At 68.9% G+C, this 14,475-nt stretch carries 13 protein-coding genes; 8 read left to right on the forward strand and 5 right to left on the reverse strand.

Annotation, left to right across the window (positions count from 1 at the left end; genetic code table 11):
* Positions 1-83: 83 nt before the first annotated feature.
* Entirely contained in the window at positions 84-962 is an 879-nt protein-coding gene (locus ACWGE0_RS13185) for a DNA-3-methyladenine glycosylase family protein (RefSeq protein WP_452261139.1), read from the reverse strand.
* Complete coding sequence (locus tag ACWGE0_RS13190) at positions 955-2,022, reverse strand: sugar phosphate nucleotidyltransferase (protein WP_452261140.1); 1,068 nt, start codon at positions 2,020-2,022, stop codon at positions 955-957. The genes ACWGE0_RS13185 and ACWGE0_RS13190 overlap by 8 nt, the downstream gene beginning before the upstream one ends.
* Positions 2,023-2,123: 101 nt before the next feature.
* Between ACWGE0_RS13190 and ACWGE0_RS13195 the strand changes: the two genes are divergently transcribed.
* Positions 2,124-2,510 (forward strand): hypothetical protein, encoded by a 387-nt coding sequence (locus tag ACWGE0_RS13195; protein ID WP_452261141.1) that lies wholly within the window; start codon positions 2,124-2,126, stop codon positions 2,508-2,510.
* Between the two features lie 4 nt (positions 2,511-2,514).
* On the opposite strand, the gene ACWGE0_RS13200 is transcribed toward ACWGE0_RS13195, so the two are convergent.
* Positions 2,515-3,435, reverse strand: a complete 921-nt coding sequence (locus ACWGE0_RS13200; RefSeq protein ID WP_452261142.1) for a glycosyltransferase family 2 protein — start codon at positions 3,433-3,435, stop codon at positions 2,515-2,517.
* A 20-nt stretch (positions 3,436-3,455) separates the two neighbouring features.
* Between ACWGE0_RS13200 and ACWGE0_RS13205 the strand changes: the two genes are divergently transcribed.
* The 6 genes from ACWGE0_RS13205 (at position 3,456) to ACWGE0_RS13230 (ending at position 10,684) form a co-directional block, all read left to right on the forward strand.
* Positions 3,456-4,427, forward strand: a complete 972-nt coding sequence (locus tag ACWGE0_RS13205) for a glycosyltransferase family 4 protein (protein WP_452261143.1) — start codon at positions 3,456-3,458, stop codon at positions 4,425-4,427.
* An 80-nt stretch (positions 4,428-4,507) separates the two neighbouring features.
* The gene (locus tag ACWGE0_RS13210) at positions 4,508-5,635 is read left to right on the forward strand and encodes a glycosyltransferase family 4 protein (RefSeq protein ID WP_452261390.1); all 1,128 of its coding nucleotides are present in this window, start codon (positions 4,508-4,510) and stop codon (positions 5,633-5,635) included.
* A gap of 14 nt (positions 5,636-5,649) precedes the next feature.
* Positions 5,650-6,498: a glycosyltransferase family 2 protein gene (locus tag ACWGE0_RS13215; protein ID WP_452261144.1), complete on the forward strand. Its 849-nt coding sequence runs from the start codon at positions 5,650-5,652 to the stop codon at positions 6,496-6,498.
* 66 nt (positions 6,499-6,564) lie between these two features.
* On the forward strand, positions 6,565-7,092 hold the full coding sequence (locus ACWGE0_RS13220; protein WP_452261145.1) for a hypothetical protein: 528 nt from the start codon (positions 6,565-6,567) through the stop codon (positions 7,090-7,092).
* Between the two features lie 3 nt (positions 7,093-7,095).
* Positions 7,096-9,597, forward strand: a complete 2,502-nt coding sequence (locus ACWGE0_RS13225; RefSeq protein ID WP_452261146.1) for a glycosyltransferase — start codon at positions 7,096-7,098, stop codon at positions 9,595-9,597.
* Positions 9,590-10,684 carry a glycosyltransferase family 4 protein gene (locus ACWGE0_RS13230; RefSeq protein ID WP_452261147.1) on the forward strand — a complete coding sequence of 365 codons (1,095 nt, stop codon included), beginning with the start codon at positions 9,590-9,592 and terminating at the stop codon, positions 10,682-10,684. The genes ACWGE0_RS13225 and ACWGE0_RS13230 overlap by 8 nt, the downstream gene beginning before the upstream one ends.
* A gap of 240 nt (positions 10,685-10,924) precedes the next feature.
* On the opposite strand, the gene rfbD is transcribed toward ACWGE0_RS13230, so the two are convergent.
* Both rfbD and rfbB read right to left on the reverse strand, forming a co-directional pair.
* Positions 10,925-11,773, reverse strand: coding sequence for a dTDP-4-dehydrorhamnose reductase (rfbD, locus tag ACWGE0_RS13235; protein WP_452261148.1), 849 nt, complete (start codon positions 11,771-11,773; stop codon positions 10,925-10,927).
* A 3-nt stretch (positions 11,774-11,776) separates the two neighbouring features.
* The gene (gene rfbB, locus ACWGE0_RS13240; protein ID WP_452261149.1) at positions 11,777-12,763 is read right to left on the reverse strand and encodes a dTDP-glucose 4,6-dehydratase; all 987 of its coding nucleotides are present in this window, start codon (positions 12,761-12,763) and stop codon (positions 11,777-11,779) included.
* Between the two features lie 108 nt (positions 12,764-12,871).
* On the opposite strand from rfbB, the gene ACWGE0_RS13245 reads away from it, so the two are divergent.
* A complete protein-coding gene (locus ACWGE0_RS13245) occupies positions 12,872-14,437 on the forward strand; it encodes an LCP family protein (RefSeq protein ID WP_452261150.1) in 1,566 nt (521 codons plus the stop codon).
* Positions 14,438-14,475 lie beyond the last annotated feature (38 nt).

A 14,475-nucleotide genomic window follows, 5' to 3' on the forward strand; every position in this document is an offset into this window, starting at 1 on the left:
GACGCCGAACAGGTTGGATGTGGTTACAGGCGGTTTGATCATGGGTTGGTGGTACTTGCAGACGCCTTGATCGGCCAGGGGCGTTAGAACTTGCGGTAGTCGCGTGGCGAGAATCTTGGGGCTCGGCGTGGGCGGTGCATGCCTGCGGCGTTCAGGTACATGACAGCGCGGTGGCGCTGGGGCTTGTAAGGCGCCAGAAGTTCCATCATGCCGTCGTCATCGCCGGGCGTGCCGGTCAACGCCCACGTCACGTTCTTCGCGACGTGGTAGTCGCCGACGCTGACGGCATCCGGGTCGCCCCACGACCGTTGCGCCACCTCGGCGGACGTCCACACGCCGATGCCGGGCACCTTTTCGAGCAGCTCACGGCTGCGCATCTCGGCGGCTTTCTCCAGCCGGTGCGCGACCTGGGCGGCGTTGATCAACGTGCGGCGGCGGGCGCCGTCGAGGCCGCACTGGTGCCATTCCCAGTCCTGCAGGCTGAGCAGTTTGTGCGGCGTCGGCGGGACCTTCAGCGGCAACGGTCCGGGAGCGGGCTCGCCAAAGCGGCGGCCCAGTTCGCGCCACGTCCGGAACGCCTCTGTGCCCGTGACCTTCTGCTCCAGGATCGAGGCGAACAGCAGGTCCCAGACGCGGCCGGTCGAGCCGAGCCGCAGGCCTGGCCATCGGCGGCGGGACTCGGCGATGATCGGGTGGTGGGCGACGAACTCGTCCACCGGGTCGTCCGCGCCGAGCAGGGCGGGCAGGCCGTCCAGCAGCCACTGCCCGCCGTCGCCCCACGCTTCGGCTTCGATCGTGTCGGTCCGTCTGACGTGCAACGTGCCGGGGCCGCACGGGGTGTTCGCCGCGAACCAGATGCCGCCCTCCGTGCTGAAGGACGGATCACCTGGCCCGCGGCGCAACGATCCGAGCACCGCGCCCACATCGAGTGGGAACGGTGGTGTCCAGGATCTGTTAGGCATCCGTCGAGAAGCGCACGCCTGCTTCGGGCAGCACCACGCCCGGCCAGACCCGCGCTCCGCCGATCAGTTCGCACCGCGCACCGATCACGGCCGAGTCGCCGATCACGGCATCGCGCAACACGGCGCCGGCCTGCACCAGCGCACCGGCACCGACGATCGAGCGTTCCACGATCGCGTTCTCACCGACGACCGCGCCGTCGAACAGGATCGCGCCATCGAGCACCGCGCCGTCCGCGACCGTGCAGTTCGCACCGACCGCCGAACCGCCGCGCACCGTTGCACCTTCGTGCACAGCAGAGCCTTCGAGCACCAGGAAGTCACCAGGCTGCGCAACGGCCGCGGAAGGCGCGACTCCACGGACGAGGTCCGCCGAGCCCTGCACGAACGCCTCGGGCTTGCCCAGGTCGAGCCAGTAGGTGGCGTCGACGTGGCCCTGGAGCCGCTTTCCGGATTCCAGCAGGCCGGGGAACGTCTCGCGCTCCACCGACACCGGGCGACCGGCCGGAATCGCGTCGATCACCTCGCGCCGGAACACATAGCAACCGGCGTTGATCTGGTCGGTGGGCGGGTTCTCGGTCTTCTCCAGGAACGCCTGCACGCGACCCTCGTCGTCCGTCGGCACGCAGCCGAACGCCCGCGGGTCCGCGACCTTCACCAGGTGCAGCGTCACGTCCGCCTCGTGCTTGCGGTGCGTGTCGACGATCCCCGTCAGGTCGACGCCCGACAGGATGTCGCCGTTGAAGACCATCACGTCGGGTTCGCGCAGCTTGTCGGCCACGTTGCGGATGGCCCCCGCCGTGTCGAGCGGGACCTCCTCGACCACGTACTCGAGTTCGAGCCCGAGCCTCGATCCGTCGCCGAAGTACTCCTCGAAGACTTCGGCCTTGTAGGAAGTGCCGAGCACCACGTGAGTGATGCCGGCCTCCTTGATCCGCGACAGCAGGTGCGTCAAAAATGGCACCCCCGCAGTCGGGAGCATGGGTTTGGGAGCGGACAGGGTCAGCGGGCGAAGACGGGTGCCCTTGCCCCCGACCAGCACCACAGCTTCGACGCCGTGCACCTTTTTCCTCCTCCGCGTTACGGCAAGCCGTTCGACGGAATACTCTGACACGAAGCAGATCGTCATACGGGATCTGGTCCCGGCAAGGAGCTAAATCCGACATGGACCCCCGCGACCGGGCCGACGCCATGCTCGCCCGCGCCCGTGCCCGCGGGCGGAACATCGTGACGCCGGACAACATGACGTCTCCAATGGATTCGTCCGACACGCAACAGATCCCTCGTACGCTGGTCAACGCCATGGACCCGCGCCGCGACCCGGACTCGACCATGATCCTCAACCCGCACCAGATGGGGCAGCAGTCCGCACCGCGGCCGCCTCAGCACGTGCCGGGTCAGCACATGCCGACCCAGCCGATGCCGACGCAGTCGAGCCCCGCAGATGACGCGGAGATCACTCAGGTCGTGCAGCCGGGTGTGATCCCGACCGTCTCGAACCACCGGCAAACGCGGAACTCACTTTCGCAACGGCTCAGCGGAGACATGTGACGGTCTAACGACCTGACCAGTCTTTCCAGACGACGCGGCGCGCGACCTTCGACCGCGCGCCGATCACGAGCCGTTGGACGAGCGTCGCGGGCATCGTGATCAGCACCTCGCCGAGCACCCTCAGCCGCAGCCCGAGCTTGAAGTTGGCCGCGTCCGGCACGTCCTTGCGGACCGGCAGCAGCGCCGTGATCACCAGGAACCGCGCGAGTTCGCGCACCGCCACGGAGAACGGGGCGCAGCGCAACAGCATCAGCAACCGGTTGCGCTCGTTCCAGCGGTGGAAGAGCGCCGAGCCCGGCCGCGTGCTGGCGCCGTGGCGGTGCCGCACCCGCGCCGGTCCGACGGAGATCACCCGGTGCCCGGCCAGCCGCAGCCGCCAGGCCGTGTCGGTGTCCTCGTAGTAACAGAAGAAACCGGCGGGCACGCCACCCGCGGCGCGCAGTTCGGACGTTCGCAGCAGCGCGGCTCCACCGCAGAACCCGAACACCTCACGTCCGGCGAGCACGACGTCCTTGCCGTAGCCGTCCGCCGTCAGCGCCACACCGACGGACTGCGTCGAGCCGTCGGTCAGCAAGATCGACGAGGTGGCGGCGGCCGCATCCGAGTCGGCTTCGAGAGCGCTCTCCAGCTCGGCCAGCCAGGACGGGTCCGGTACCGCGTCGTCGTTGAGCCATGCGACGTACGGGGTGTCGATCCGGTCGAGCACGGCGGCGAGCCCACCCGCGTAACCGAGGTTGCGCGGCAGCCGGACGACCTCGTGCTGACCGTTGTGTTCGCTGATCAGCGCGGCTGTGCCGTCGTCGGACGCGTTGTCGACCACGATCGTCCTATGTGGACTCTTCTGGGCCGCTAGGGCGTCCAGGCACGCCGCGATGTGGTCACGGCCCCGCCACGTCACGACCACCACGGTGCTGAGTGCCGACACGGCGTGAGACGGTACGCGACGTGCCCGAGCTAGTAGTCCTGACCGAGCAACTCAACGCACCCGTCCCCGGCGGCACCGGCCGCTACACGGCGGAGCTGCTCCGGGCGTTGGCGCAGACGGCGCCGGACGGCTGGACGGTGACCAGCGCGGCGACCGCCAACGCTGACCGCGTGATCAGGGTGCCGCGACGGGCGCTGGTGGCGTTGTGGGAACGCGGACTGCCGCCGAAGCTCGGCCCGCACGTGCACGCGCCGACGCCGCTCGCCCCGCTGCCGGGCGCGGTCGTCACCGTGCACGACGTGGTGCCGTGGACGCATCCGGAAACGCTGACGCCGCGCGGGGTGGCGTGGCATCGCAAGGTCATCTCGAAGGCCGCCCGGCAGGCACGGGCGCTGGTGGTGCCGACGCGGGCCGTGGCCGATCAACTGAGCGAGCAAGTGCGGGTGGAAGTTCCGGTCCACGTCGTGCCCAACGGGGTGACGAGACTCGTCGGCTCGCGGCCGGCCGATCTGCCCGAACGGTACGTGCTCGCCATCGGCACGATCGAGCCGCGCAAGGGCTTCGCGTTGCTGGCGCGCGCCACCGAACGGTTGAAGATCCCGCTGGTCGTGGTCGGTCCGCAGGGCTGGGGCGGTGTTGATCTGCGGGCTGAACACGTGACGTTGCTCGGCAAGGTGTCTGACCAGCGGCTCGCCTCGGTGCTGGCCGGCGCGACGGTGCTCGCCGCACCCAGCCTGGCCGAGGGGTTCGGGCTGCCGATGCTCGAGGCGATGGCCGCGGGCGTGGCCGTCGTGCACTCCGACGACCCGGCTCTGGTGGAGGTCGCGGGCGGCGCGGGCACCGTCGTGCGGCGGGGTGATCTGGCGTCTTTGACGGAAGGACTGCGGGCCGTCTGGGCGGATCCTGATCACACCGTCGAGGCCGGGATCACCCGCGCGAGTGAGTTCACCTGGGAAAAGACCGCGCTGAGTGTCTGGGACACACACATGTAACGACCGGATTGGCGCATTCCCGCTTAACGCATTAGCAAATGACATTACGCTAGCTGATCGTGTCGACTGTCGAACCCAGCGTGCTGATCGACGCCACCGCGGTCCCAGCAGACCGAGGTGGCGTCGGCCGTTACGTGGATTCGCTCGTCGCGGCGCTGGATGCCGACGGCGCCAAGCTGTCCGTCGTGTGCCAGCCGCGCGATGAAGAGCTGTTCACCAAGATCGCGCCGAACGCCCGTGTCGTGCGAGCCGCCGACGCCGTCGCCACCAGGACAGCACGACTGGCCTGGGAGCAGACGACGTTGCCGCGGCTCATCCGCACGATGGGCATCGACGTCGTGCACTCGCCGCACTACACGCTTCCGTTGGCCAGCAAGGCCGCTTCCGTCGTGACGCTGCACGACGCCACGTTCTTCACGGATCCCGTGCTGCACTCGTCGGTGAAGGCGCGCTTCTTCCGCACGTGGACGCGCGCCTCGCTGAAGCGCGCCGAACTGTGCGTGGTGCCGTCCCAGGCGACCGCGGACGAACTGGTGCGCGTCGCCGGGGCCGAGCGCCGCGTGCTGCACATCGCGCAGCACGGCGTCGACACCGAGCGCTTCCACCCGCCGTCGCCGGACGAGGTCGCCGCGGTGCGGACCACGATGTCGTTGGGGGACACGCCTTACGTGGCGTTCCTCGGCGCACTGGAGCCGCGCAAGAACGTCCCGGCGCTGATCCGCGGCTTCGCCCAGGCCATGGTCGGCCGCGCTCAGCCACCCGCGCTGGTGCTGGCCGGCCAGCCCGGCTGGGACAGCCAGGTCGAACGGGCACTCGACTCCGTGCCGCACCGCATCCGCGTGATCCGCGCGGGCTACCTGCCGTTCGAGCAGCTCGCTGGCTTCCTCGGCGGCGCCGAGATGGTCGCCTACCCGTCGCTCGGCGAGGGCTTCGGCCTGCCGGTGCTCGAAGCGATGGCGTGCGGTGCCTGCGTGCTGACCACCCGAAGACTGTCGCTGCCGGAAGTCGGTGGTGAGGCGGTCGCGTACTGCGGTGTCGGAGCGGGTGACATCGCAGCCGCGATCGCCGATCTTTTGGACGACCCGGCCCGTCGTGCGTCGCTCGCGGCGTCGGGGCAGCAGCGCGCGAAGGACTTCTCGTGGGCGGTCAGTGCGGAGCGGCACCGGCTGGCGTACGAGAGGGCGGCGCTGGTGCGCCGCCGCCGCTGACTACCCTGACGCGCGTGAACTACGGCGACGGACTTGGTGTCGTGACGGTCACGTACTCGCCGGGCGAGACGCTGGAACCGTTCGTTGACACCCTTGCGAAGGCGACCACCCGCTCGGTGCAGGTGATCCTCGCCGACAACGGTTCCACCGACGGCGTGCCCGAGAAGGTCGCCGCGGAGCGTGCGAACGTCGAGTTCGTGCCGACCGGGGGGAACCTCGGCTACGGCGGCGGGGCCAACCGCGGGGTGGCTGCGCTGGGGCAGGACGTCGGCTGGGTGCTGATCTCCAACCCCGACATCGAGTTCGCGCCCGGAAGCATCGACACGATGATCGAGGCCGCCGAACGCTGGCCGCGCGGTGGGATGTTCGGGCCGCTGATCCGTGAGCCGAACGGTGAGGTCTACCCGTCGGCGCGGTTGTTGCCGTCGTTCGGGCGCGGGGTCGGGCACGCGCTGTTCGGCGCGGTGTGGAAGTCGAACCCGTGGACGCGTGCGTACCGGCAGGAGAAGGCGCCGGTCGAGCGGACCGCCGGGTGGTTGTCCGGCAGCTGTTTTCTGATGCGGCGTGAGGCGTTCGACTCGGTCAAGGGGTTCGACGAGCGCTACTTCATGTACTTCGAGGACGTGGACCTCGGTGAGCGGGTCGGCAAGGCCGGCTGGCAGAACGTCTACGTGCCGGACGCCGAGGTCACGCACATCGGTGGCCACTCGACGGCGCGGTCGAGCGACCGGATGCTGCGCGAGCACCACCGCAGTGCGTACCGGTATCTGGCCGATCGGCACCAGGGTGTGTTGTGGGCGCCGTTCCGGTTGGTGGTGAAGGCCGGTCTCACGTTGCGGGTGAAGCTCCTCACGCGAGGCTGAGGTGTCCAGACCAACCTCCCCTGGGTCGTGGGCGTCCTCACAGCGATGAGGCGACCAATACCACTCATGGTGATCGGGCTCACCGCGATCGCCGCCGCGGTCGTGCTGGGCGCGGTCGTGCCGGAGCGCTACCAGCTGGTGGTGCTGATCCCGTGCTGCCTGGCGTCGCTCGCGTTCGCGTGGGGTGTCGGCAAGCTCGTGCCGTGGCTGGTGCTGCCCGCGTTCATGGTGGTGATCCCCGGGACAGCGGTGCTGGTCAGCGACGGTCACCGCGCGTTGATGGACGTGCTCGGGACGCCCGAGACGTGCGTGATCAGGAGCGTCGAGGAGCTGCCGGGGCCGGACAACCCCGCGTACGCCCACCACATCACCTGCCAGGACGGCGCGGAGCTGCGGATCGTGGTGCTGGGCGAGCAGGAGAAGCGCATGCGGCCTGGTCCAGCCACCGTGCTGCGCCATCCGGTGATGCGGCCGCTGCTCGCCGAGCGCAACGACTGGTCCGGCGAATGGGTGTTCGGCGTACCGGTTGCTGTCTTGATGCTGCTGATCTGTGCAACCACACTGCGGGCGCGCAGAGTGATGAGGCAGGCTTAGCGCGTGGATCGAGCATCTCTGCCCGTCGTCTCCGTCGTCGTCGTCAACTACCGCGGCGCTGAGGACACCATCACCTGTGTGCGCGGCCTGGCCGAGGTGGACTACCCGGCCGAGCTGCTCCAGGTGATCGTCGTCGACAACGAGGCGCACGACACCGCGCGCCTGAAGTCGGAGCTGTCCGGACTGCCCTGGGTCAAGGTCGTCAAGGACGACCGCAACCTCGGGTTCGCGGGCGGCTGCAACCTCGGTGTCGAGTACGCCACGGGCGACGTGCTCGCGTTCCTCAACAACGACGCGCGAGCGGACCGGAACTGGATCAAGACCGCGATCAGGGTCTTCCACGCGGAACCCACGGTCGGCGCGGTCTCGAGCAAGGTGCTCGACTGGGACGGCAAGAAGATCGACTTCGTCGACGCAGGCCTGACGTGGTTCGGCATGGGCTACAAGCGGCACGTCGGCGAGATCGACGACGGCAGCCACGACGCCCCGCGCGACGTCCTGTTCGGCACGGGCTCGGCGCTGTTCGTGCGCGCGGAGCTGTACCGCGAGCTCGGCGGGTTCGACGAGCGGTTCTTCATGTTCTACGAGGACGTCGACCTCGGCTGGCGGCTGAACCTGCGCGGCTGGCGGGTGCGCTACGAGCCCGCATCGCTCACGTTCCACCGCCACCACGCGTCGATGAGCTCGATCGACCACAGCCGCGAGCTGTACCTGTTGGAGCGCAACGCCCTCGCGACGCTCTACAAGAACTTCTCCGACGAGACCCTCGCCCGCGTGCTGCCGGCCGCCCTGGCCCTGGTGGTGCGCAGGGCGACCGCGCGCGGCGACATCGACGCGAAGCAGCTGGAGATCACGCGACGGCCGGCGGATCCCGCGGACGACCGCAAGCCCGCCGAGATCCCGAGGCAGTCGCTGGCCGGGTTCCTCGCGATCGACCAGTTCGTCGAGATGATGCCGTTGCTGGCCGAGTCACGACGGGTCGAGCAGGCGTCGCGGCGGATGTCGGACGTCGACCTGGTTCCGTTGATGCGCAAAGCTTTGGAGCCCGCGTACGACATCCCGCGCTACCTGGTGGCGCACGACATCCTGGTCGAGGCGCTCGGCATCGACGAGGTGTTCGGCAAGCCGCGCAAGATCCTGGTGATCACCGGTGACGCGATCTCCGAGCGGATGGCGGGCCCGGCGATCCGCGCGTGGCACATGGCGGACGTGCTGTCCGGCGAGCACGAGGTCCGGCTGATCACGACGAACCCGTTGTGCGATCCGCCGGACGCGCCGTTCGTCATCGAGGGCGTCAAGCTCAAGCAGCTGCCCGAGAACGTCAGGTGGGCCGACGTGATCGTGCTGCAGGGCCACGCGCTGGAGATGGCGAGCGAGCTCAAGCAGCCCGGTTCCACCAAGATCGTGGTCTGCGACATCTACGACCCGATGCACCTGGAACTGCTGGAGCAGGGCAAGGACGACAGCGACGAGAAGCGCGCCGCCGACCTGAAGAGCGTCACGCGGGTGCTGACGAACCAGCTGGAACGCGGCGACTTCTTCCTGTGCGCGTCGGAACGGCAGCGGCACTTCTGGCTGGGCCATCTGGCCGCGCTGGGCCGGTTGACGCCCACGTTGTACGACAACGACCCGACCACGCAGTCGCTGCTCGGCATCGTCCCGTTCGGACTGTCGGGCAAGCCGCCGCAGCGCACCGGCCCGGCGATCAAGGACGTGGTGCCGGGCGTCACGAACGCCGACAAGGTCGTGATCTGGGCCGGTGGCGTGTACTCGTGGTTCGACCCGCTGTCGCTGATCAAGGCGATGGACCACCTGCGGCAGCGGCAGCCGTCCGCGAAGCTGTACTTCCTCGGGATGAAGCACCCGAACCCCGAGGTCCCGGACATGGACATCGCCGGCCAGACGCGGTCACTCGCGGCGTCGTTGGGGCTGACCGGCGAGAACGTGTTCTTCAACGACGGGTGGGTGCCCTACACCGAGCGGCAGAACTGGCTGCTCGACGCGAACTGCGGTGTCACCACGCACTACGAGCACGTGGAGACCACGTTCGCCTTCCGCACGCGGGTGCTCGACTACCTGTGGGCGGGCCTGCCGATCGTCACCACGTCCGGCGACTCGTTCGCGGACCTGGTGGAGCGGGAGGGTTTGGGCGTCGTCGTGCCGCCGGAGGACCCGGAGGCGCTGGCCGACGCGTTGGAGAAGGTGCTCTACGACGAGGAGTTCGCGGCCGCGTGCCGTGAGCACATCGCCGTTGTACGCGAACGGTTCACGTGGGAGACGGCGCTCGCGCCGCTGGCGGAGTTCTGCCGCAACCCGAGGCCCGCCGCGGACCGTCTGTCGGGCTCCGCTCCCATGGTGCGCACACCGGGGCTGAGCACGGCGGACAAGATGAAGCGGGACCTCCGCCTGGTGCGCGAGTACCTGGACGCGGGTGGCCCGACCGAGTTGGCCAAGCGGGCGACGGGGCGTCTGCGCAAAATCGCGCGTGGTGGACGTAATGGCTAGAGCCCCAAAACCTTTGTCCGTGCTGCTAGATGGCACACCCTTGCTCGGAAACCGCACCGGAATCGGCCGTTACACCTCGGCACTGGCCGAAGAACTGGCATCGATGCCGGACGCCGTCGACGTGCGGGCGGTCGCCTTCACCCTGCGCGGCTGGCGCGCGTTGCGGACGGTGTTGCCGCACGACGTCACCGCGCGCGGCCTGCCCGTCGCGGCACGGGCGCTGCGCCAGATGTGGCTGCGCGCCCCGTTCCCGCCGGTGGAGATGCTGGCCGGGTTCTCGAACGTCATGCACGCCACGAACTTCGTGCTGCCGCCGACCATCCGGGCAGGCAAGGTCGTCACGATCCACGACCTGGCGTTCCTGGACGCGCCGGGTGACCTGCCGCCGTCCGACCGACGGTTGCCGGAACTGGTCCGGCTGTCCGCTCAGCGGGCGGACGTGATCTGCACGCCCACCGCGGCGGTGGCTTCCGTGGTGGCGGACCGGTTCGCGGTGCCGCTGGAGAAGATCGTCGTGACACCGCTGGGGGTCGACCCGGCGTGGTTCGCCTCGCGGGCGCCTTCCGCGACGTTGCGCGGCCGCTTGGGGCTGCCGTCGGAGTACCTGCTGTTCGTGGGTGCGGACGGGCCTCGGAAAGGCCTCGAATACCTGGTCAAGGCACATGCGTCCGACCCGTCGCTGCCGCCGTTGGTGATCGTCGGGCCCGGCCGGTCCGGTGTGGACGGTCGGGTGCTGCGGACCGGGTACCTGGCGGACGTGCACCTCAGGTCCGTGGTGGCCGGGGCGACCGCGCTGGTGCTGCCGTCCCGGGACGAGGGCTTCGGGCTGCCGGTGCTGGAGGCGTTGGCGTGCAACGTGCCGGTGGTCTGTTCGGACGTGCCCGCGTTGCGCGAGGTCGCCGGCGGGCACGCGTTGCACGTACCGGTCGGAGACGTCGAGGCGCTGGCCGAGGGGTTGGCCCAGGCCGCCGCGGCGCCGACCACTCCGGAGGCGCAGTCCGAACGGCGGGCTTACGCGTCCGGGTTCACCTGGCGGCGATGCGCGGAGAAGACGGTCGAGGCGTACCGGCGCAGCAGGGAGCGCTGAGCGCTTTCTCGTTGTAGGGCGTCAGGAAACCCTGACGCCCCAACGGCTTCACCGAGAGTGCGGCCTCGGCGAATGCTTGTCCAGCTGGCTCAACGACACCTGTCGCGAGCCCGTGACGGCGGCAACGCACCTGAGGAAGCGTTGCCGATCGGAATCCGCTGTCGCGGGACGCTGGGGATTGCGCCCGGAATCGAACATGCCGAACAGGTTCCCGCACTTGGAACGGCCGTGCCAGACCGGTCACTCCAATGGCGCAGCACCGGTACGGGGAGCTACCACGCCCGCCTGGAATGCCTCCGAAAGGGCGCTTCGCCAGTGCGGCAACGGGCGTAGTCCCGCTGCTGCCCAGGCCGCACCCGACAGCACCGAGTAGGCAGGTCGTGGGGCCGGGCGCGGGAAGTCCGCCGTGGTGCACGGTTGCACGCGTGCCGGATCGGCGCCGAGTTCCTCGAAAATCGCCTGTGCGAAACGGAACCACGTCGTCTCACCGGCGTTGGTCGCGTGCAGCAACCGCTCGTCGGGCAAAACCGAGGCGAGCTCGAGCAGTCCGGCGGCCAGGTGCTTCGACCACGTCGGCGAGCCGAGCTGATCGTCCACAACGGACAGCGACGGACGTGAGGACTCCAGCGCTGCCATGGTTTTCACGAAGTTCGAACCATGTACGCCATAAACCCACGCGGTGCGCACGACCCAGCCGCCCGCCTCCAGCACGCGGCGTTCGCCTTCGAGCTTCGTGCGGCCGTACGCGGACTTCGGGCCGACGGGGTCGGACGGTTCGTACGGCTGTGTGCCGTCACCGGAGAACACGTAGTCCGTCGACACGTGGATCAACGGGATGCCAACGGATGCGCACGCCTCGGCCAGCAGACCTGGACCGACCGCGTTCACCTCGAAAGCACGCGCTTCGTCGGTCTCGGCGGCGTCGACGGCCGTGTACGCGGCACAGTTGATCACCGCGGTGGCACCGGCCAGATCGTCAGGCGCAACCGAGGTCACGTCCAGCTCCGCAGAGGACAGCGGGCGCACGGACGGGGACAGGGCAGCGAGGTCGTGGCCGAGCTGGCCACGACCACCGGGGACGAGGATCAACGCTCAGCCCTTCGCCAACTGGGCACGCTCCTTGAGCGGCTCCCACCAGGCGCGGTTCTCGCGGTACCACTCGACCGTGTCGGCGAGACCCACCGTGAAGTCGACCCGCGGCTGGTAGCCGAGCTCCGCGGAGATCTTGGAGATGTCGACCGAGTAGCGGCGGTCGTGACCCTTGCGGTCCTGCACGGGCTCGACGGCCGACCAGTCACGGCCGGTCGCGGCCAGCAGCTTCTCGGTCAGCTCGCGGTTCGTGAGCTCGGTGCCGCCGCCGATGTTGTAGATCTCCCCCGGCCGGCCGCCCTCGGCGACGAGCTGGATGCCGCGGCAGTGGTCGTCGACGTGCAGCCAGTCGCGCACGTTCAAGCCGTCGCCGTAGAGCGGCACGTTCTTGCCGTCGATCAAATTGGTGACGAAGAGCGGAATCACCTTTTCGGGGAACTGGTACGGCCCGTAATTGTTCGAACACCGAGTGATGCTCACCGGCAGTCCGTGGGTGCGGTGGAACGCACGCGCCAGCAGATCCGAAGAAGCCTTCGAGGCCGAGTACGGCGAGTTCGGCTCGAGGATCTGCGTCTCGGTCCAGGACCCTTCCTCGATCGAGCCGTAGACCTCGTCCGTCGAGACGTGCACGAACCGGCCGACGCCCGCGTTCAGCGCGCCCTGCAGCAACGTCTGCGTGCCCAGCACGTTGGTCAGCACGAAGTCGGCCGAACCCGTGATGGACCGGTCGACGTGCGACTCGGCGGCGAAGTGCACGACCACGTCGATGCCGCGCATCTGCTCGGCCACCACGTCGAGATCGCAGATGTCGCCCTGCACGAACTCGAACTTGCCGGCAACCGGCGCGAGGTTGGTCTCGCTGCCCGCGTAAGTCAGCTTGTCGAGCACCACCACCTCGGCACCCGCGAAGGCCGGGTACGACCCGCTCACCAACTCCCGCACGTAGTGCGAGCCGATGAAACCGGCCCCACCTGTCACCAGTACGCGCATGCCATTTCCTCCCGTGGTGTTCCCCGCTCGCAGTCTGTCACGTACGTAATCGTTGCAACCCACAGCAATGTCACGTCGTGTCACTTATAAACGACTAAACTCGCGGTAGTGGGGGAGGAAACGACGGTGGAAGGCAGGAGTCTGCCGGTCAGGGTGCAGGGCGCCCGGCCGACGGCGGCTTTCCGCGCGTTCGTGACGACGGGAAAGATCTTCGTCGCGCTCGTCTCGGCCGCTGTGCTTCTGGTCACGTCCTACGGCTGGAACAAGCTGCGGGCCGCGAACGACGGCATCGTCAAGACCGAGGTCATCTCCGAGGACCTCGCCAAGCAGGGCCCCAAGCCGCTCGACGGCGCGGTCGACATCCTGCTGGTCGGCGTGGACAGCCGCACGGACGCGCAGGGCAACCCGCTGTCGAGGGAAGCGCTGGCACTGCTCAACGGCGGCATCGCCGACGGCGAGCAGAACACCGACACGATGATCCTCGTGCACATCCCGGTGGACGGCACCCGCGCGGTCGCGATCTCCTTCCCGCGCGACTCCTACGTCGAGCTCGCCGACGGGTTCGGCAAGCACAAGCTCAACTCCGCGTTCGCCCGCCAGCGCAACACCGTCGACCAGCAGCTGCGGTCGCAGGGCGTGACGGACGAGCAGCGGATCCGCACCGAGTCGATGGCGGCCGGGCGCAAGACGCTGATCAAGACCATCGAGAACATGTCCGGCGGTGCGGTGCGCGTCGACCGGTACGCCGAGGTCAACCTGGCGAGCTTCTACGAGGTCACCAAGGCCATCGGCGGCGTCGAGGTGTGCGTGAAGGAAGCCACCTCGGACAGCGACTCCGGCGCGAACTTCCAGGCGGGCCAGCAGACCATCGAGGGCGCGGCGGCGCTGTCGTTCGTCCGGCAGCGCAAGAACCTGCCGAACGGCGACCTCGACCGGATCGTGCGGCAGCAGGTGTTCATCGGGGCACTGGCCAAGAAGGTGCTGTCGAGCGGCACGCTGACGGACACGGACAAGCTGAACGGGCTGGTCGAGGCCGTGCAGAAGTCGGTGATCCTCAGCTCCGGCTGGGACATCACCACGTTCGCCGAGCAGATGCAGGGCCTGGTGGGCGGCAACTTCCAGTTCCGCACCATCCCCGTGGGCGACCCGACGGACACCTACAACGACGGCAACGTGCTGCCGGTGAACGCCGGCGAGGTGAAGAAGTTCCTCACCAGCCTGGCCGCCGACAAGCCGTCGGCGAGCAACTCGGCGCCGGTCACCACCACGACGCTGCCCGCGCCGCCGAACTCCTCGATCACCGTGCAGGTCTACAACGCCGCCGGGATCCAGGGGCTGGCGAACCAGGTGCTGAACACGTTGGCCGCCAAGGGTTTCCAGCGCGGCCCGGTGGCGTCGGCGCCGGAGAACAGCGAGACCACCGTCGTGCGGTACGCGGCCGGCGAGGAGGGCTCCGCCCGCAAGGTCGCGGCCGAGCTCGGGCCGAACGTCACGGTCGAGGAGAGCGCGTCCGTCCGAAAGGGACAGGTGCAGGTCTTCGTCGGCAGCGACTACCAGTCACCGGACAGCGACGACGAGGACGTGGATCCCCAGGGCGTGCCCGGTACGTCATCGATCCCCGTGTCGAGCAGCACCCCGCCGATCACGGCGGGTGGCGTGGTCTGCGTGAACTGAAACCACGGCGTAACGGGCTTCCGATAGTTACGCTGAGC

It is taken from the genome of Lentzea sp. NPDC054927, from assembly GCF_053610285.1.